This is a genomic window from Exiguobacterium sp. KKT215 (assembly GCF_055635335.1).
Genome location: NZ_CM145756.1, coordinates 1,774,448 through 1,793,137, shown reverse-complemented (window position 1 = coordinate 1,793,137; position 18,690 = coordinate 1,774,448). Strand labels below are relative to the sequence as shown.

24 protein-coding genes are annotated in these 18,690 nt (G+C 53.9%); all 24 read left to right on the top strand.

The genetic code is table 11. The features are described 5' to 3' along the window. Positions 1-2: 2 nt before the first annotated feature. The 24 genes from trmFO (at position 3) to fliP (ending at position 18,679) form a co-directional block, all read left to right on the top strand. Positions 3-1,310, top strand: coding sequence for an FADH(2)-oxidizing methylenetetrahydrofolate--tRNA-(uracil(54)-C(5))-methyltransferase TrmFO (gene trmFO, locus ACZ2GZ_RS09330; RefSeq protein WP_021067111.1), 1,308 nt, complete (start codon positions 3-5; stop codon positions 1,308-1,310). Positions 1,311-1,496: 186 nt separating this feature from the next. After that, positions 1,497-2,378: a tyrosine-type recombinase/integrase gene (locus tag ACZ2GZ_RS09325; RefSeq protein ID WP_021067112.1), complete on the top strand. Its 882-nt coding sequence runs from the start codon at positions 1,497-1,499 to the stop codon at positions 2,376-2,378. An 11-nt stretch (positions 2,379-2,389) separates the two neighbouring features. After that, entirely contained in the window at positions 2,390-2,938 is a 549-nt protein-coding gene (hslV, locus tag ACZ2GZ_RS09320; protein WP_021067113.1) for an ATP-dependent protease subunit HslV, read from the top strand. Next, positions 2,935-4,305: an ATP-dependent protease ATPase subunit HslU gene (hslU, locus tag ACZ2GZ_RS09315; RefSeq protein WP_021067114.1), complete on the top strand. Its 1,371-nt coding sequence runs from the start codon at positions 2,935-2,937 to the stop codon at positions 4,303-4,305. Before hslV ends, hslU begins: the two co-directional genes overlap by 4 nt. A 37-nt stretch (positions 4,306-4,342) precedes the next feature. Continuing rightward, a complete protein-coding gene (gene codY / locus ACZ2GZ_RS09310) occupies positions 4,343-5,122 on the top strand; it encodes a GTP-sensing pleiotropic transcriptional regulator CodY (RefSeq protein ID WP_016508279.1) in 780 nt (259 codons plus the stop codon). 273 nt (positions 5,123-5,395) lie between these two features. Then, positions 5,396-5,764 carry a flagellar basal body rod protein FlgB gene (flgB, locus tag ACZ2GZ_RS09305; RefSeq protein WP_021067115.1) on the top strand — a complete coding sequence of 123 codons (369 nt, stop codon included), beginning with the start codon at positions 5,396-5,398 and terminating at the stop codon, positions 5,762-5,764. A gap of 2 nt (positions 5,765-5,766) precedes the next feature. Further along, the gene (flgC, locus tag ACZ2GZ_RS09300) at positions 5,767-6,195 is read left to right on the top strand and encodes a flagellar basal body rod protein FlgC (protein WP_021067116.1); all 429 of its coding nucleotides are present in this window, start codon (positions 5,767-5,769) and stop codon (positions 6,193-6,195) included. Between the two features lie 13 nt (positions 6,196-6,208). Then, on the top strand, positions 6,209-6,493 hold the full coding sequence (fliE, locus tag ACZ2GZ_RS09295; RefSeq protein WP_021067117.1) for a flagellar hook-basal body complex protein FliE: 285 nt from the start codon (positions 6,209-6,211) through the stop codon (positions 6,491-6,493). Between the two features lie 21 nt (positions 6,494-6,514). Continuing rightward, positions 6,515-8,083, top strand: a complete 1,569-nt coding sequence (gene fliF / locus ACZ2GZ_RS09290) for a flagellar basal-body MS-ring/collar protein FliF (protein WP_021067118.1) — start codon at positions 6,515-6,517, stop codon at positions 8,081-8,083. Positions 8,084-8,088: 5 nt separating this feature from the next. After that, positions 8,089-9,096 carry a flagellar motor switch protein FliG gene (gene fliG, locus ACZ2GZ_RS09285; protein WP_470295188.1) on the top strand — a complete coding sequence of 336 codons (1,008 nt, stop codon included), beginning with the start codon at positions 8,089-8,091 and terminating at the stop codon, positions 9,094-9,096. Then, a complete protein-coding gene (locus tag ACZ2GZ_RS09280; protein ID WP_214713793.1) occupies positions 9,080-9,802 on the top strand; it encodes a FliH/SctL family protein in 723 nt (240 codons plus the stop codon). Before fliG ends, ACZ2GZ_RS09280 begins: the two co-directional genes overlap by 17 nt. After that, entirely contained in the window at positions 9,789-11,108 is a 1,320-nt protein-coding gene (gene fliI / locus ACZ2GZ_RS09275) for a flagellar protein export ATPase FliI (RefSeq protein ID WP_021067121.1), read from the top strand. The genes ACZ2GZ_RS09280 and fliI overlap by 14 nt, the downstream gene beginning before the upstream one ends. Beyond that, positions 11,105-11,539: a flagellar FliJ family protein gene (locus tag ACZ2GZ_RS09270; RefSeq protein ID WP_021067122.1), complete on the top strand. Its 435-nt coding sequence runs from the start codon at positions 11,105-11,107 to the stop codon at positions 11,537-11,539. The genes fliI and ACZ2GZ_RS09270 overlap by 4 nt, the downstream gene beginning before the upstream one ends. A gap of 4 nt (positions 11,540-11,543) precedes the next feature. Then, positions 11,544-12,104 carry a MotE family protein gene (locus ACZ2GZ_RS09265; protein ID WP_021067123.1) on the top strand — a complete coding sequence of 187 codons (561 nt, stop codon included), beginning with the start codon at positions 11,544-11,546 and terminating at the stop codon, positions 12,102-12,104. A gap of 20 nt (positions 12,105-12,124) precedes the next feature. Further along, entirely contained in the window at positions 12,125-13,171 is a 1,047-nt protein-coding gene (locus ACZ2GZ_RS09260) for a flagellar hook-length control protein FliK (protein WP_470295187.1), read from the top strand. Next, positions 13,143-13,574, top strand: coding sequence for a flagellar hook capping FlgD N-terminal domain-containing protein (locus ACZ2GZ_RS09255; protein ID WP_021067125.1), 432 nt, complete (start codon positions 13,143-13,145; stop codon positions 13,572-13,574). Before ACZ2GZ_RS09260 ends, ACZ2GZ_RS09255 begins: the two co-directional genes overlap by 29 nt. A gap of 11 nt (positions 13,575-13,585) precedes the next feature. Further along, complete coding sequence (flgG, locus tag ACZ2GZ_RS09250; protein WP_021067126.1) at positions 13,586-14,377, top strand: flagellar basal body rod protein FlgG; 792 nt, start codon at positions 13,586-13,588, stop codon at positions 14,375-14,377. Further along, complete coding sequence (locus ACZ2GZ_RS09245) at positions 14,377-14,595, top strand: flagellar FlbD family protein (protein WP_021067127.1); 219 nt, start codon at positions 14,377-14,379, stop codon at positions 14,593-14,595. Before flgG ends, ACZ2GZ_RS09245 begins: the two co-directional genes overlap by 1 nt. Next, positions 14,588-15,037, top strand: a complete 450-nt coding sequence (locus tag ACZ2GZ_RS09240; RefSeq protein ID WP_021067128.1) for a flagellar basal body-associated FliL family protein — start codon at positions 14,588-14,590, stop codon at positions 15,035-15,037. The genes ACZ2GZ_RS09245 and ACZ2GZ_RS09240 overlap by 8 nt, the downstream gene beginning before the upstream one ends. Before the next feature lie 9 nt (positions 15,038-15,046). Beyond that, positions 15,047-16,036, top strand: a complete 990-nt coding sequence (fliM, locus tag ACZ2GZ_RS09235) for a flagellar motor switch protein FliM (protein WP_021067129.1) — start codon at positions 15,047-15,049, stop codon at positions 16,034-16,036. Then, on the top strand, positions 16,033-17,148 hold the full coding sequence (gene fliY, locus ACZ2GZ_RS09230; RefSeq protein WP_029595697.1) for a flagellar motor switch phosphatase FliY: 1,116 nt from the start codon (positions 16,033-16,035) through the stop codon (positions 17,146-17,148). Before fliM ends, fliY begins: the two co-directional genes overlap by 4 nt. A gap of 12 nt (positions 17,149-17,160) precedes the next feature. Further along, the gene (locus ACZ2GZ_RS09225) at positions 17,161-17,526 is read left to right on the top strand and encodes a response regulator (protein ID WP_021067131.1); all 366 of its coding nucleotides are present in this window, start codon (positions 17,161-17,163) and stop codon (positions 17,524-17,526) included. Continuing rightward, positions 17,523-18,017 (top strand): flagellar biosynthetic protein FliO, encoded by a 495-nt coding sequence (locus tag ACZ2GZ_RS09220; protein WP_021067132.1) that lies wholly within the window; start codon positions 17,523-17,525, stop codon positions 18,015-18,017. The genes ACZ2GZ_RS09225 and ACZ2GZ_RS09220 overlap by 4 nt, the downstream gene beginning before the upstream one ends. After that, the gene (fliP, locus tag ACZ2GZ_RS09215) at positions 18,014-18,679 is read left to right on the top strand and encodes a flagellar type III secretion system pore protein FliP (protein WP_021067133.1); all 666 of its coding nucleotides are present in this window, start codon (positions 18,014-18,016) and stop codon (positions 18,677-18,679) included. The genes ACZ2GZ_RS09220 and fliP overlap by 4 nt, the downstream gene beginning before the upstream one ends. The last annotated feature ends 11 nt before the right edge of the window (positions 18,680-18,690 follow it).

Genomic DNA, 18,690 nt, shown 5'->3' with positions numbered 1-18,690 from the left:
CTTTGCAGCAACGTGTAACTGTGATCGGAGCGGGCCTCGCCGGCTCCGAGGCGGCTTGGCAACTCGCGAAACGCGGAATTCAAGTCGATTTGTATGAAATGAGACCGGTCCGAAAAACACCGGCACACCATACGGACCAATTCGCTGAACTGGTCTGCTCGAACTCGCTTCGAGCGAACGGGCTACAAAACGCGGTCGGCGTCTTGAAAGAAGAGATGCGCACGCTCGACTCGCTCATCTTGAAAGCGGCCGACACGGCAAGTGTACCGGCCGGCGGCGCTCTCGCCGTCGACCGTCATGACTTCGCCGGATTCGTGACGGACACGTTGAAGAACCATCCGAACGTGACCGTGCACAACGAAGAGATCACGGCGATTCCGGACGGGATCGTCATCATGGCGACCGGTCCGCTCACGTCACCGGACCTCTCGGCTTCGCTCAAAGCGTTCACAGGTGAAGATTACCTTTACTTCTACGACGCCGCGGCGCCGATTTTGGACGGCGAGACGATCGACCGGGACAAGGTCTACTTGAAATCACGTTACGACAAAGGTGAGGCGGCGTACCTCAACTGTCCGATGACGGAAGAAGAGTTCGACTTGTTCTACGACGAGCTCGTCAAAGCAGAGGTCGTCCCGCTCAAAGAGTTCGAGAAAGAGATTTACTTCGAAGGCTGCATGCCGTTTGAAGTTCTCGCCCAACGCGGCAAGAAGACGCTCTTGTTCGGACCGATGAAACCCGTCGGCCTCGAAGATCCGAAGACGGGCAAACGTCCGCACGCGGTCGTGCAGTTACGGCAAGATAACTCGGCCGGCACGCTGTTCAACTTGGTCGGTTTTCAAACCCACCTCAAATGGGGCGAACAGAAACGGATCCTTCAACTCATCCCAGGTCTCGAGAACGCTGAGATCGTGCGCTACGGTGTCATGCACCGGAACACGTTCATCAACTCACCGAGCCTGTTGAAACCGACGTATCAGGCGCGGACACGCGACACGTTGTTCTTCGCCGGGCAGATGACCGGTGTGGAAGGGTACGTCGAATCGGCGGCGTCAGGACTTCTCGCTGGGATTAACGCAGCGAAACTGATTGCCGGTGAAGACCTCGTCGTCTTGCCACGCGAGACGATGCTCGGTTCGATGGCGCACTATATCACGACGACGGACGGCAAGCACTTCCAACCGATGAACGCAAACTTCGGTCTCGTGCCGTCGCTCGAGGATGCACCGCAGAAGATGAAGAAACAAGAACGGTACGAACGTTACGCGAACCGTGCCCTTGAAACGATTCAGCAATATAAAGAGATTTAAGGGAAAGGAGCCATTTTTTGGCTCCTTTTTTGTGAATTTAAATTTCAATTGTGTAATTTGTACAACACTTTGAAAATTTTCAGATTATTGAGGGGCTATCTATTGTCACCTCTGACGGGGTATGCTATGCTAATTTCGATTTGACGAGAACATGCGTTTTTAAGTTGAAAACGAGGGGGCGAGAGAATGGGATTCGGTGACGATCAACAGTCATTTTTGCGCTATTGCCAAGTCGAACGCCGGCTGTCTCCTCACACGAAACGCTCTTACGAGCAGACGCTCGACCAGTACGCCGCTTATTGCCAATCGACACATCAAGATCCGTATGATGTGCAGTCGGCGCGGCGTTATTTATATGCCCTTTATGAGACCGACAGCGCCACGACGACGGTCGCCCAAAAAGTATCGTGCCTCAAGCAATTCGGGAAATTTGTGGCACGTGAGACGGGTGTCGAGCCTCTGTTCCACGGCCTAACGTCTCCGAAACGGCGCAAGACGCTGCCGACGTTCGCCGTGCCTAGCGAAGTCGAACAGCTCATCGCGACCGCGGACGGACAAGATGATCCGTTCCTGCGGGCCCGTGACGTCGCCATCGTCGAGATGTTGTACGGGACGGGCATGCGCGTCGCCGAGTTGTGCGGGATGGACGTGTCGTCCTACGATGCCGACCTCGCCTTCGTGCATGTCGTCGGGAAAGGGAAGAAAGAACGCTACATCCCAATCGGACAGTTCGCCATCGCGGCGCTCGATCGTTACCTCGACGTGCGCCAAACATGCGCTTCCCCCCAAGAAACGGCATTATTCCTCAGTCAAAAAGGGAATCGAGTGACAACAGACCAAATTCGCTACGTCATGAAGCGTCTGAGGAAGCAAGGCGGCCTGCATAAGCCGTTGACGCCTCACTCGCTCCGTCATAGTTTTGCGACGGACCTGCTCGAGCGCGGGGCTGACCTCCGTGCCGTCCAAGAGTTGCTCGGTCACGAGTCACTCTCGACGACGGGTCGTTACACTCACGTCTCGACGGAGCGCTTGCGAGCGGTCTATCAAGCCACACATCCGAGAAAGTAGGAGGTCATCAGATGTTTCACGCAACCACGATTTTCGCAGTCCGCCACAACGGGCATGGTGCCATGAGCGGGGATGGACAAGTCACGTTCGGAAACGCCGTCATCATGAAAAACAAGGCCAAAAAAGTACGACGTCTCTACGGCGGTAAGGTCGTCGCCGGGTTCGCCGGAAGCGTGGCCGACGCATTCACGCTCTTCGAGAAGTTTGAATCGAAGCTAGAGATGTACAACGGGAACTTGCCGCGTGCGGCCGTCGAGCTGGCTAAAGAGTGGCGCGGGGATAAGATGCTCCGTCAACTCGAAGCGCTTTTGATCGTCATGGACCGTGAGCACCTACTGCTCGTGTCTGGGAACGGCGAAGTGATCGAACCGGATGATGGCATTTTAGCGATCGGTTCGGGCGGGAACTATGCGCTCGCTGCCGGGCGCGCCCTCGTACGCCATTCGCCTGAGAAATCAGCGGAAGACATAGCCCGCGCCGCTCTCGAGATTGCCGGAGAGTTGTGCGTCTATACAAACGACCAAGTCATCGTAGAAACGATCGGAGGCGATTCTGAATGAAACGTGAACTGACACCACGCCAAATCGTAGCGGAACTAGACCGCTTCGTCATCGGACAAAAGGATGCCAAGCGCGCCGTCGCGATCGCACTCCGCAACCGTTATCGTCGCCAAAAATTGAGTGCCGACCTGCGTGATGAAGTGACACCGAAGAACATCTTGATGATCGGCCCGACCGGTGTCGGGAAGACGGAAATCGCACGCCGCTTGGCCAAACTCGTTGGCGCGCCGTTCGTCAAAGTCGAGGCTACCAAATTCACTGAAGTCGGCTACGTCGGCCGCGATGTCGAATCGATGGTCCGTGACCTTGTCGAAGCGTCGGTCCGTCTTGTGAAGGAAGAGAAGAAAGAAGGCGTGAAAGAGCAAGCGGAAGTCGCTGCGACGGAACGCATCCTCGACGCTTTGCAAGGCAAGGCCAAAGTCGAACCGACCGCATCGAACCCGTTCGAGGCGTTGTTCGGCGGCCAAGCTCAAAAGACCGAGGAGCCGGCGAACACGCAGTCGTCCGACCGCGCACAGTTGCGTCGCTTGCTCGAGCTCGGTGAACTCGAAGAACGATTAATCGAGGTCAATCTCGAAGAAAAGCAGACCGTCGACTTGTTCCAAGGACAAGGCATGGAAGGTTTATCGAACTTGCAGGACATGCTCGGTCAAATCGTGCCGAAGAAACGGAAGAAACGCAAGTTGCCGGTCCGCGAAGCACGTCCGCTCATCGTCGCCGAGGAAGCGGAGAGTTTGCTCGATATGAACGAAGTTCATGACGAGGCCGTGCGCCGTAGTGAGCAGATGGGTATCATCTTCGTCGATGAGATCGACAAGATTGCGACGAAGTCGCAAGATCATGCCGGCGTCTCACGAGAGGGCGTCCAACGTGACATCTTGCCAATCGTCGAAGGATCGACCGTCGTCACGAAGTATGGACCGGTCAAGACGGACCACGTGCTCTTTATCGCCGCCGGAGCATTCCATATGGCGAAGCCGTCCGATTTGATTCCTGAGCTACAAGGACGTTTCCCGATTCGCGTTGAACTGAGCAGCCTGACCGAAGAGGACTTCGTCAAGATTTTGACGGAGCCGTCCCAGGCGCTCATCAAGCAGTACACGGCACTCCTCGAGTCGGAGGAAATTAGCGTCGAGTTCACGCATCCAGCCATCGAAGAGATTGCGCGCATCGCGACGCATGTCAACCGAGAGACGGATGACATCGGGGCCCGCCGTCTGTATACGATTATGGAGCGCGTCCTCGAGGACTTGTCGTTCGAGGCGGCCGACATGCCGCAAACGCATGTTCAAATCACACCGGCCTATGTGAAAGAGAAAGTCGGCTCGATTGCGGAAGATCGAGACCTTAGCCAATTTATACTATAAGATTCTGTATGCACATACAGGGAGGAAAATAAGAATTATGAACTTACTAGACAAAACACGCCAATTGAACACGATGCTTCAACAAGAGGCAAGCGCGCACGTAGACTTTAAAGAAATGGCGGATAAGATGCGCGAAGTACTCGAAGCAAACACGTTCATCGTCAGTCGTCGGGGCCGTTTGCTCGGCTTTGCCATCAAACAACAAATCGAGAACGAACGCATGAAGGCGTTCTTGGTCGACCGTCAATTCCCGGAGCCATACGCCTCAAACTTGTTCAACGTCAAAGAGACGACGGAAAATATCGGCATCGACAGTGAGTATACGGCGTTCCCGGTCGAGAACCGTGAGTTGTTCCTCGACTCGATGACGACGATCGTTCCAATCATCGGTGGTGGCGAGCGTCTCGGTACACTCGTGCTCGGTCGGCTCAACAACGAGTTCACGGAAGATGACCTCGTCTTGGCCGAATATAGCGCGACCGTCGTAGGGATGGAGATTCTTCGTGAGAAAGCGGCCGAAGCGGAGGCGTCAGCCCGTAAAAAAGCGGTCGTCCAAATGGCGATCAACTCGCTCTCGTATTCTGAGCTTGAAGCGATCGAGCACATCTTCGAAGAGCTTGGTGGCAACGAAGGTTTACTAGTTGCTTCCAAAATTGCCGACCGTGTGGGAATCACTCGTTCGGTCATCGTTAACGCACTCCGTAAATTGGAAAGTGCGGGTGTCATCGAGTCACGTTCTCTCGGTATGAAAGGAACGTATATTAAGATACTGAATGACAACTTCTTGTTCGAATTACAAAAGTTGAAATCGAATTGAAATAAACTAGATTCAACTGATGAATACTAGAAAGTCTATCGAATTAGGACTTTAGACTTACAAAGTCGCTCCCGACGTAATGGGAGCGACTTTTTTTAGTGCAAAAGTAATTATTTTCAGAATTCGTCGTAAATTCGACAAAAACAGAAGACAGCATTTACCTGTTTTAATAAAAATATCTTTCAACACTGTTACAGATTTGTTTCAATGAAATAGTGGATTTTCCAAATAAGGTATATACATGCATTCTTTTAGTGAAAGCGAGTGAAACGCATGAACTGGATCGGTAGCGACTATCAATTAATGAAGCAAGCGATCAATCATTCGGTCGTAAATCAAAAAGTCATCAGCCATAACCTATCGAATATCGATACCCCGAACTTCCGGGCGAAGCAGGCCGTGTTTGAACAGACGCTGAACAACGAGATGCGTCTCAAGCTGGCAGGCGGTCGTCCGAGTGAGCGCTCGGCGACGACGATCACGGACCGGGCCGGAGGCGCGATGCGAAGTGACGGCAATAACGTTGATCTCGATTACGAGATGAGCGAGTTGGCACGGAACCAGCTCCAATACGAAGCGATGATGGAACAGTTGAACCGCCGGCTCGGCGGACTCAAAACCGTCATTAGAGGAGGGCGTTGACGATGGGCATGTTTGATAGTTTTCATATCTCGGCGACGGCACTGACGTCGCAACGGTTACGGATGGACACGGTGTCCGCGAACATCGCGAACGCCCAGACGACACGCGGCAAGTTAGTCGACGGGGAGTGGCAACCGTACACGCGAAAGATGACCGTGATGCAGGAAGCACCGTTTCGCCAACAGCTGTCCGCTGTCAGCGGCGGGGTCGAAGTCTCACAGATTGTGGAAGATGAGAGCCCGTACAAGCTCGTCTATGACCCGAGCCATCCTGATTCGGATGACCGGGGCTATGTCCAGATGCCAAACGTCGACCTGTTGAAAGAAATGGTCGATTTGATGGGAGCGACACGGTCGTACGAGGCGAACATCGCCGCGATGAACGCCACGAAGGCGATGCTCGTCAAAGCGATGGAAATTGGTAAAGGATAAGGAGTGATCGAGGATGCAGATTAACCCCATTCAATTGATTGGCACACAACCCACAGTCGCACCGGCCGTGAAAGAGACGCCATCCCAGTTCGGAACGTATTTGAACGAGGCGATGCGCTCATTAAATGACGTCCAACAAGCGACGAGCTCGGCCCGAGCCGATCTCGCCGTCGGGAAAGCCGATTTACATCAAGTCATGATTCAAAGCGAAGAGTCATCGATTGCGATGCAACTCGCCATAGAGGTGCGGAACAAAGCGGTCGAGGCCTATCAAGAAATGATGCGAATGCAAGTTTAAAGTAGAGGATGACGAGTAGCGATGAATGAAAAGTTAAAAGAACGATTCGGTTCACTGACCGGTTCGCTTCAAACGATGAAAACGAACCGAAAAATCATTTGGGGTCTCGTCATCGTCGGCGTGATTCTTGTCGCGGTGCTCTTGACCGTCTGGCTGTCGCGCCCGAACATGGCCCCGCTCTATACGAACCTGTCCGCTCAAGAAGCGGGCGAGGTGACGGAACAGTTGACGGCCGACGGAGTAAAGGCTGAGATTAAAGCGACTTCGAACGGTGTCAGTGTATACGTACCGAGTGAGCAAGTCGACCAACTGAAAGTCAGTCTGGCGGCAGCAGGCATCCCGAAGTCGGGTGCAATCGATTATAGCTTCTTTAGCGAGAACGCTGGCTTCGGAACGACGGACCGTGAGATGGCCGTCATCGAACGGAGCGCGATGCAGACCGAGCTCGAACGGTTGATCACGCAAATCGAAGGGATCAACCAGGCGAAAGTCATCATCTCGATTCCAGAGAAATCGGTCTTCTTGGCCGAAGATCAAGGTGAACCGACGGCCTCCATCGTCTTAAATTTAGGAGCTGGTACGAATCTCGAGCCGGCGACGGTGAAAGGGCTCTATCATTTAATCAGTAAGAGCGTACCGAACTTGAAACCTGAAAACATATCGGTCATGGACCAATATTTCACGTATTACGATTTAGACCAGACGACGACGGCCGGTGGATCATCGACCGACCCGCTCGTCTTGAAACGCCAAGTCGAGAAAGATGTCCGTCAACAGATTCAACAAATGTTGTCGGTGTTGCTCGGCGAACGAAGCGTGCTCGTCTCGGTCACGGCCGATATCGACACGACGCAAGCGGCTGAAGAGCAAAACCTCGTGACACCTGTCAATGAGGACAGCATGGAAGGCATCGTCACCTCGGCCGAGCGGATTGCTGAAGCGTATACAGGCGGAACCGGCGCAGCGACTGCTGCCGGGACGGCCGAGAACGATACGGTCAATTTCCCGGCCGCCACGGGCACTGGGGAAGAAGAGAGCGAAAAGAATCATGAAATCATCAATTATGAAGTCAACCGAATCACGAAACAGATTCAGAACGCACCGTACTCGATTCGTGACCTCGGCGTCCAATTGATCGTCGAACCACCGAACGGGGCGACGACAATCGACCCTCAACTCGAGGGTGACCTCGAGACGATGATGTACTCGATTATCCGGACGTCACTCGCCAAGACCGGAGAGGCACTCACTGAGGCGGAACTTGAACAGAAAGTCGTCGTCGTCTCACGTCCGTTCGCAGAAACGGAAGAAGCGGCCGTGGTCGAACAACCGACCCAATGGTGGATGTATGCCGCCGCAGCCGGTGCCGTCGTCTTGCTCGCGCTCTTGTTCTTCGCGATGCGCAAGCGCAACCGCGAACCAGTCGCCGAGTCGAACGAGTGGGAAGTCCCATATGAAGACGAAGTGCCGGACCTCGACCTCGAAGAACGGGGCGAAGGGGCCGTCAAGAAGAAACAGTTGGAGAAATTGGCAGAGAGCAACCCTGAAGAGTTCGCCAAACTTCTCCGTACATGGATGTCTGAGGAGTGAGTACTGTGAATTACGCCAAACAACCGAACCGAGAAAAAGCGGCCATGCTCATGATCTCGCTTGGACCTGAAGTGGCAGCAAGCGTCTACAAGCATCTGTCCGAAGAAGAGATGGAGCAATTGACGCTACAAATTTCGGCGTTGAAAAAAGTATCATCCGAACAAAAAGAAGCCATCATGGGCGAGTTCCACGAGCTCGCCATGGCGCAGAGCTATATCACGCAAGGGGGCATCGGATTCGCGAAAACGGTGCTCGAGAAAGCGGTCGGAGAAGAGAAGGCGATGGCCCTTATCCACCGCCTCACCTCGACGCATCAAGTCCGACCGTTCGAGTTCGCCCGCAAGGCCGACCCGAAACAGCTGTTGAACTTTATCCAAAACGAGCATCCGCAAACGATCGCCTTGATTTTGGCGCATCTCGAACCGGTCAAGTCAGGACAAATTTTGTCTGAGCTCCCGCCTGAGATTCAGTCGGAAGTCGCCAAGCGGATCGCGACGATGGACCGACTCAACCCGGACGTGATTCATGAGATTGAACAGATTCTCGAGAAGAACTTGTCCCAAACGGATATGCAAGATTATGCCCAGTCTGGTGGCATCGAGGCGGTCGTCGAAGTGCTCAACGGCGTCGACCGTACGACCGAGCGCACGATTCTCGATGCGCTTGAAATCGAAGACCCGGAATTGGCCGAAGAAATCAAAAAACGGATGTTCGTCTTCGAGGATATCGTTACACTCGATTCACGGGCGATTCAGCGGATTATCCGCGAAGTGGCGAACGACGATCTCTTGCTCGCCCTCAAAGTCTCGTCCGACGAAGTCAAACAGATCATCTTCAAAAACATGTCGCAACGAATGGTCGAAACGTTCAAAGAAGACATGGAATTCATGGGGCCTGTCCGGTTGCGTGACGTCGAAGAGGCACAAAGCCGTATCGTCGGCATCATCCGTCGCCTAGAAGACGTCGGAGAAATCGTGATTAGCCGCGGTGGAGGAGATGACATCGTTGTCTAACGTAATCAAACGCCACTATGCGACACCACTCGAGCCGCAACGGATTGATTCAAAGCCGTTCCTCGAGCCGGTGAGTATGCTACACCAGGATGAAGAGCGGGAGCGGTTGGCCCAAACGCGTGCGAAACTAGACGAGCAAGCAGCCACACTCGAAGCGCGCCGCACGGCGATGGAACAAGAACTCGCCGACTTACGGGAAGAAGTGCTCGTGTCGGCTAGACAAGAAGGCTACGACGCAGGCTTTGAGCAAGGAAGACGGGACGGCAAGGCCGAGTATGAGGAATTGACGACCCGCTTAAACACGGTCAGCGTCGAACTCGAGCAGTTGTTTGACACGAAATGGCGGGACGCCGAGCAACAGCTCGTCGCCCTCGCCGTCGAGGTCAGCGCTCGCGTGACGACAGAACTCGTCCGAAACGATGAGGCGTTGTTCGCCGATCGTGTCCGTGAACAGTTGCTCCGTCAACTCGATGCGGAATCATTGACGGTGTACGTCCATCCAACGCGACTCGCCTCGATCCAACGCTTTGAAGCGGACTGGGTCATTCCAGACGGCCCGGGCATCAAATACCGGGCGGATGCAGGCTTGGATGAGACGAGCGTAAGGATTGAGACCCCTCATCACGGGGATGAGCTCGATTTGAGCTATAGCTTTGATCGCGTACGTTCCAAAATCGAGGAGGTCCTGGCCGATGGCGCTTATTGACCGCGTGCTCGAGTCGATTGTGTCCTCGCCCGATGACGAGTACGTTCGAAAAGTCGGACGCGTCTGTCGGGTAGTCGGTCTGATGATCGAGTCGAATGGACCGAGTGCTTTTATCGGAGAACGTTGTTTGATCGAGCTACCATCCGGTCAACACGTCGAAGCCGAAGTTGTCGGATTCAATGAGGCACGCGTCCTCCTCATGCCTTACGGCGAAACGACCCAAATCGCACCGGGATGTATGGTCAAAGGAACAGGCCGGATGCTTCAAGTGCCGGTCGGCGACGAGTTGATTGGCCAAGTGCTCGACGGTCTCGGCCGTCCTTTGTCCGGTGAGGGTGCAATGCCTGGCGCACGTTACGACGTGCTTCGTAAGCCGCCGAACCCGCTTGAGCGGCCCCGCATTTTAGACGTCCTCTCGACAGGCGTTCGCGTCATCGACGGTCTCTTGACGGTCGGGAAAGGACAGCGGGTCGGATTGTTCGCAGGTTCCGGCGTCGGGAAGTCGACATTGCTCGGCATGATCGCCAAACGATCATCGGCCGACATCAACGTCATCGCCTTAATCGGAGAGCGTGGCCGAGAAGTGAAAGAGTTCATCGAGAAAGAACTCGGACCAGAAGGGATGGCCCGCTCGGTCGTCATCGTGGCGACGAGCGACCAACCTCCGCTCGTGCGGTTGAAAGGAGCTTATACGGCGACAGCCATCGCCGAATACTTCCGCGACCAAGGCAAAGAAGTCGTCCTCATGATGGATTCGGTGACCCGGTTCGCCATGGCGCAACGGGAAATCGGACTCGCCACAGGGGAACCACCGACGTCTAAAGGGTATACGCCTTCCGTCTTCGCGATGTTGCCGCAACTGTTAGAACGAAGCGGGACCGCCGTGACAGGATCGATTACGGCGTTCTATACCGTCCTCGTCGACGGGGACGATATGAACGAGCCGATTGCGGATGCGGTACGCGGGATTTTAGACGGACACTTCGTCATGGACCGCTCGCTCGCGAACCGTGGGCAGTTCCCGGCGATACACGTCTTGAAGTCGATCAGCCGCGTCATGAACCAAATTGCCACGCCGATGCATCGGGAGGTCGCGCAGACGTTCCGGGGGTGGCTGGCCACGTATTTGGATGCCGAAGACTTAATCAATATCGGTGCTTATAAAAAAGGGACGAACCCGGCCATCGATACCGCCATCGAGCAGTATCCGAACTTGTTGACGTTTTTAAAGCAATCCATCGAAGAAGAGGCCCCGCTCGAGGAATCGTTAGAGCGCCTGGCCCAAATCGTGCGAGGTGAACGATGAACAGATTATTGTTAGAGCGCATCATGCCGATCGCAGAACACGAGAAAGAAGAGTCGGCGACGGAGATGAGACAACATAAAGCGCGGTTCGAGACAGAGATGGAGACGCTGTATCGGCTCGTGTTGACGTACGAGTCGCTCATGAAGAGTCAAGACGAACAAGCTGGCGTCATTGATTTGCTCATGTCGCAATACCGTGAACAGACACGCGAACGGTTGAAACGCCAAATCGAGACACAACAACTCGTCGTCCAGCAGGCGCGTAACCGCTACCATTTGTCGCAGGAACGTCTGCTCGGAAAAGTCGTCGAGGAAAAGAAATATGTAACGTTGCATGAAAAAGTCAGTCAAGATGAAGTGGCCGCGACAAAGCTTATCGAACAGCATTTCATCGATGAGTTGGCAGTGATTCATCACGGGAAAGGGAAGTAAACCGATGGAAAAAGACAACACGAAGCGAGGCAGACAGCTATTGGTCGCGCTCGTTCTCGTCCCGGCCATCTTTCTACTCGTTGGAGGGATTGTCGTCATGAACTATGCGATGGACCGTCCGTTGTTATCGGTCCCGTTTCTAGAGACCGGTTCAAAACAAGAGCCGGAAGAAAAAGTGAAGACGAACGTGAACGTGACCGGTGTGGATACTGATGCCGCGAATCGCTTGAAAGTGGCGAATGCCGAGATTGAGAAGCTTCGGGCCGATAACGCCGAGTTGACGAACGAAGTGAAGGCTAGACAAGAAGAAGTCTCGAAGTTGATTCAGGAACGTGACCGACTCGTCGCCGAATTGGCGACGGCCAGTGCGGTCGAAGAAGAAACCTCGGACGTGTCTCGTGTCTATGAGGAGATGTCAGCGAAACAAGCCGCTGCCATCATGAACGAACTCGAGAGTCCGCAAGTAGCGAACCTATTGAAGGAATTGTCGCCGAAGCAACAAGCCGACATATTGGGACGGATGGATGCCCAACAGGCCGCCGTCGTCACCCAGTTGCTCCAGTGACTGGAAAGGAGGACATGATGATGAATATCGCCTTACTGGCCCAATCGATGCAAGGGGCACCACAAAAAGGCGGGGACGCGAGTGCGACCCCGACCGGACAGTTTTTAGAATTGCTCTCGGCCATGCTCGGAACGACGCCGACCGCGTCGCCTGAAGCTATGGCTGTTCCGGAAGACGAAGCATCGCTCCCGCTCGAGAACGTATCGAATCGGTTAGAGCAGTGGCTGCAACAGCCGGATAGCCTGCAATGGTTGAAGTCGTTGCCGGCCGATGCGTATCGCAAGTTCATGGATGCCTATATCGGAATTTTGAATCAAGTCGCCCCGGAACCTGCAACGGCCAAGGCCCCGGACGCAATCCCTGCACTGATCACAAGCCAAGCGGCGGCGCCGACGCTCTCGTTTACGCTCACGAAGAAAGAAACGGACACACTCGTCCAAACGGTGCCGGTCGATCAAGTAGAGGAGAACGTGCGCATCATCCAGCAAGTCGTTGCGCAGTTTAAAGGGACGCTCGGACAGACCCCAAAATCTTTACCCGGTGTGACGCAAACTGAAACGCAACCCGCACAGATGCAACAGCCGATCAAAGAAACCGACTGGATGCCGAAAAGCATGACGTGGTCGAAACCGAATATCGACTCTGAGATGGTGATGTACGCCTCGAAAGGCTCATTACCTGAGAACATGCAGGCCCGCATCGAAGCGGCCTTGCACCGGGCACCGTTCAAGAGCGGGGCCGATGGGTCGAAAGTGTTCACGGTCCGTCTTTATCCGGAGCAGTTAGGGGAACTCGTCGTCAAACTCGAACGGCAGAACGGAGAACTCGTCGTCAAGCTGTTTGCGAGTAACCAAGAGGCGAAGCAGTTATTGCAATCACAACTAGGACAGTTGCAACAGACGCTCCAGCCCGCGAACCCGAACGTCCGCGTCGAGGTCAACTTGACCCAACAAGCGCTAGAGACGAAAAACTCGAGCTTCAATGAGTTCGACCAACCTGAACCGGAACACCATGAACAACCGAAAGGAGACCCTGACGATGACGACAATCCAGCCGAAGACGAATGACTATACGCTACCGGATCAATCGATGCCGAAAGCGACGAACCAATACGATCAAAGCATGTTCTTGAAACTGTTGCTCGCCCAACTCGCCAACCAAGACCCGATGTCACCGATGGAAGACCGTGAGTTCATCTCTCAGATGGCTCAGTTCTCTTCTCTCGAACAGATGCAGACGATTTCGAAACAACTCGATTCCGCGCTCGTCGATCGACAAATGGCCTCGATTTCGGAGTTCAGCAATATGATCGGGCAAACGGTCGCTTATACAAACGAAACGGAAACCGAGACGATTAAAGGCTCGGGACGTGTTCTCTCGATTTCGAAGACCGAAGCCGGCTATGTGGCCGACCTTGAAGACGGAACGTCCGTCAACGTGTACAACATCACTTCCATCAAACAAGCATAGGAGGATTCATCATGTTAAGAGCAATGTACTCAGGAATCAGTGGTTTAAAGAACTTCCAATCGAAGCTTGACGTCGTCGGGAACAACATCGCCAACGTCAACACGTTCGGCTATAAAAAGGGCCGGGTCACGTTCAAAGACCTCGTTAGTCAGCAAGTCGGTAGTGCGACAGCGGCAAACGGTGTCAGCGGTGGGGTCAACCCGAAAGAAGTCGGTCTCGGGGGCACGATGGCGACCGTCGATAACGTCTATAACCAAGGCGCCATGCAAAACTCAGGGAGAGCGCTTGATGTCGGGATCTCAGGAGAAGGATTCTTCGCCTTGGACGTGAACGGCCAGACACAATACACGCGGGCCGGTAACTTCTATACGGATAACACAGGAGACCTCGTCAACGGAGACGGTGCGTATGTCCTCAGCATGACAGGAGACCGAATTAACATCCCTGCCGGTGCGAAGTCGCTCTCAATCGGGAAAGACGGACAAGTCAGCTACGTCGATAACGCCGGAGCTTCGACAGTCGTCGGCCAAATCCAAGTCGTCACGTTCGCCAACAACGCCGGATTGTCAAAAGTCGGCGCGAACAACTTCATTCAATCGCAAAACTCAGGTGAGCCGAACATTGGTATCCCTGGACAAGATGGACGTGGCGAACTCGTCTCGGGTGCCCTCGAGATGTCGAACGTCGACTTGTCGGAAGAGTTCACAGAAATGATTGTCGCGCAGCGTGGTTTTCAAGCGAACACACGAATCATCACAACATCGGACGAGATTCTCCAAGAACTCGTCAACTTGAAACGCTGATGATTCGCGTCACGACGCTCCGGGGTGAAGAACTTGTGCTGAATGCCTTGTTCATCGAGACGGTCAAAGCCGAGCCCGATACGATCATTCACTTGTATAACGGAAAGACGTATATCGTCCGCGAGACGAAACAACAAATCATCGACCGGACGACGGCGTTCTATGCCTCGGTCGGTCTGGTTGGAACGATAGGCATACGAGGTGAAGAAGATGAGTGAAGAAAAACAAAAAGGCGGCGCCATGAAGATGGTGCTCATCCTGCTAGTCGTCCTGCTCGTCATGGGCGGGGCCGGATTCATGACTTATAAATACTTGTTCGGGGACAACGTGACGGCGAAGACGAAACCTGTCACCGCCGAAGAATTGGCCGAACGCAGCTTCACGACGGACGATATGACGACGAACATCCAAGATGAGCGTTTCATCAACGTCCAGTTCACAATCGTGACGGATGCTGCGGAGACGAAAGAAGATCTCGAACTTCGAAAGTTCCAAGTGCATAACGTCATCCTCGGCGATTTGGCCGGCATGACGAAAGCGAAGCTCACGACGAAAGAAGACATGCAGAAGTTTGAGCAGTCGCTCCGCAAACAATTAAACGGACTGTTGGAGTCAGGCGAGGTCCAACGAGTCTACATGACGAAGAAAATCATACAGTGAGGTGGCATCATGGGAGAAGTCTTATCTCAACAAGAAATTGATGCCTTGCTATCGGCGTTAAGCAGTGGCGACGTCGAAGCCGACTCCTTTTTGGCCCAGGAAGAAGAGCGGAAAGTCCGGCAGTATGACTTTAAACGGGCGGTCCGCTTCTCGAAAGACCAAATCCGAAGCTTGACCCGGATTCATGAGCATTTCACACGGATGCTGACCACGTTCTTCTCGGCCCAGCTCCGGACGTACGTCCAGTTCACGGTCAACTCGGTCGAACAGCTTCCTTATGACGAATTCATTCATTCCATTCCGAGCATGACGATGATCAACTTGATTGAAGCGCCGCCGCTCAACGGCCGTTTCATCATCGAAGTGAATCCGAACATCTCGTACGCGATGCTCGATCGCCTACTCGGCGGTCCCGGGGTCGAGATTGAAAAAGTCGAGAGCTTCACGGAAATCGAGATGCGCATCTTGACGCAATTATATAAACGAGCGTTTGCAGGATACGGAGACGCCTGGGAATCGATTGCCGAGATCAAGTCAGAGATGACAGCGGTCGAGGTCAATCCCCAGTTCCTCCAACTCGTCTCGCCAAACGAGACGGTCGTCCTCGTCTCAATCGGTGTCACCATCGGCGAAGTGAGCGGGACAATCAACGTCTGCTTACCGTTCGTGACGATTGAGCCGGTGTTATCGAAACTGTCGAGTCATTACTGGATGCAAGAGGCCAATCGCCGCAATGCGAGCGGGAACAGCAAAGAACCGCTCAAAGCCCAGTTGATGAACTCGTCGGTCGAGGTCGTGTCCCTGCTCGGGGAGACGACGATCACGTTCGGTGACTTGTTGCATTTAGAGGTCGGGGACTGTTTGACCCTCGATCAATTGGTGAAAGACCCGTTATCGATCATGGTAGGGGAAAATAAAGTGTTCAGAGGGCAAGTCGGTGTGAGCGGGAAGCGGATGGCGGTCCAAGTGCTCCACCGGGTGAAGGAGGAAGAGCAATGAGTGAGATGTTGTCACAAGATGAAATAGACGCGTTATTGCGCGGGACGAGCGAGTCGTCAAAACCGGAGGCGAATCCTGAAGAACATCTTGATTCGATGGAAAGCGACGCCTTAGGGGAAATCGGAAATATCTCGTTCGGTAACTCGGCGACGGCGCTATCGACGTTACTGCAACAAAAAGTAGAAATCACGACTCCAATCGTCAGTGAGGTCACAATCGATGCGCTCCGTGAGCGTTATCCGACGCCGCACGTGGCACTTCGAGTCGGCTATACGGAAGGCTTGAAAGGCGAGAACGTGCTCGTATTGACACGTGAAGACGCCGCCATCATCTCAGACTTGATGCTCGGTGGAACTGGGATTGGCGTCGATCCGGAAGGACTCGATGAAATTCGTCTTTCAGCCGTCCAAGAAGCGATGAACCAAATGATGGGTGCGGCAGCGACATCATTGTCGACCGTATTCTCGAAAAAGATTGATATTTCACCACCGCTCGTCGAAGTGTTCGATGCGACGAAGAACCAGACGATTATCGACCGCCTCGAGCTTTGGGAGACGATGGTCTTAATCGAGTTCAACTTGAAGGTCGGTACGTTAATCGATTCGAAAATCGTTCAAATCGCCCCGGTCCAGTTCGGGAAACAACTTGTCAACGAACTGATGGCCGCCACATCGCCAGCCCCTGTCGCACCAGCTCCGGCAGCTGCCCCGGCCGCGCCGAAGCAGGAAGCGCCGAAGGCACCGGCTCCCGCCGCCCAACAACCGGTTCGTCCGGCAGCGAAGTCGGTACCGGAAGTCGCGGTCAGCCAGGCCGAGTTCATGCCGCTCCACGCACCGGCGACTAACGACTCGATTCCAGCGAATCTGGGATTGTTGTATGACGTGCCGCTCAACGTGACGGTCGAACTCGGACGAACGAAACGTTCGGTCCGAGAAGTACTTGAGCTGTCACAAGGTTCGATTATCGAACTCGACAAGTTGGCCGGTGAGCCGGTCGATATTTATGTGAACCAACAACGGATCGCCCGCGGCGAAGTCGTCGTCATCGAAGAGAACTTCGGCGTCCGTGTAACAGAAATTATCCAACCGCACGAGCGGATTGGCATCGTTTAAGGAGGAAGAACAATGAGTGCAAAAATTTTAGTGGTAGATGATGCGGCGTTCATGCGCATGATGATTAAGGATATCTTGACAAAGAATGGATTTGAAGTCGTCGGAGAAGCGGAGAACGGTGTCGATGCAGTCGCGAAATATCGTGAGCTCATGCCCGATCTCGTCACGCTCGACATCACGATGCCAGAAATGGACGGCTTGGCAGCCTTGAAGGAAATCCGCGGGTTCGATTCGAACGCGAAAGTAATCATGTGTTCGGCGATGGGACAACAAGCGATGGTCATCGATGCGATTCAAGCAGGAGCAAAAGACTTTATCGTCAAACCGTTCAACGCTGAACGCGTCGTCGAGGCAGTCTCAAAAACGGTCGCACAATGAACAAGTGGTGGTTGATTATCCTTCTCGTGGCTGGGTTATTCGTCCCGGCCACGGTCGAGGCCGCCACCGTCGACCAACAGTTCGAACAGCAACAACCAGACACGAAAGAGGAACCGGTCACATCGGCCGTCTCATCGGTCGGCACGGCCATCAAGCTCATCTTGAGCCTGGTCGTCGTCATCGGTGGGTTCCTCGTCCTCGTGCGATGGTTGAACGCACGGACACAAGGCGTGAAGTCGGCTCAGCATTTGACCCATCTCGGTGGTGTCCCGCTCGGCAAAGACCGTTCGGTGCAACTCGTCAAGCTCGGTGAACAAGTGTACGTGCTCGGTGTCGGCGACTCAATTCAATTGCTTGACCGGATTGATGCCGAAGCGATGGACGAGGCGGCGCTCGATGCCCCGACCTTGAACCAGTCGAACTCGTCGGCTTTCCTCGACACGTTTAAACAACAGTTGGCCCAGATTGAAGAAGTGAGGAAGAAACGATGACGACGATTGAACAATTAATCAACTTGGAGACGCCAGATAGTACATCGACCTCAATCAAATTGTTGGTCGTGCTCACCTTGCTCACGCTCGCGCCATCGTTTTTAATCTTGATGACTTGTTTCACACGGGTCGTCGTCGTGCTTTCGTTCATCCGCCCGGCACTCGGGACGCAGCAGACGCCGCCGAACCAGCTGATTATCGGGCTCGCCCTGTTCATCACATTGTTCGTCATGTCGCCTGTGCTATCGGAGTTGAATGATCAGGCGTTGTCGCCATATATGGACGACGAAATCAGCCAAGACGAGGCGTTCGAAGAGGCGGGGAATACGATGAAGCGGTTCATGGCCCAATATACGCGCCAAGAGGATTTGCAATTATTTATTAAATATGGGAACTATGAGCAACCTGAGTCGGTCGAAGATGTCCCGCTGCTCGCGATGGTCCCGGCCTATGCGATTAGCGAGTTAAAAACGGCGTTCCAAATCGGGTTCATGATCTTCTTGCCATTTTTGATTATCGATATGGTCGTGGCGAGTGTCCTCATGTCAATGGGGATGATGATGCTTCCGCCGGTCATGATCGCATTGCCGTTCAAATTGTTACTGTTTGTGTTGGTGGATGGATGGCACTTGATTGTGGAGTCCTTGCTTAGAAGTATGTAGGAGGAACGAAT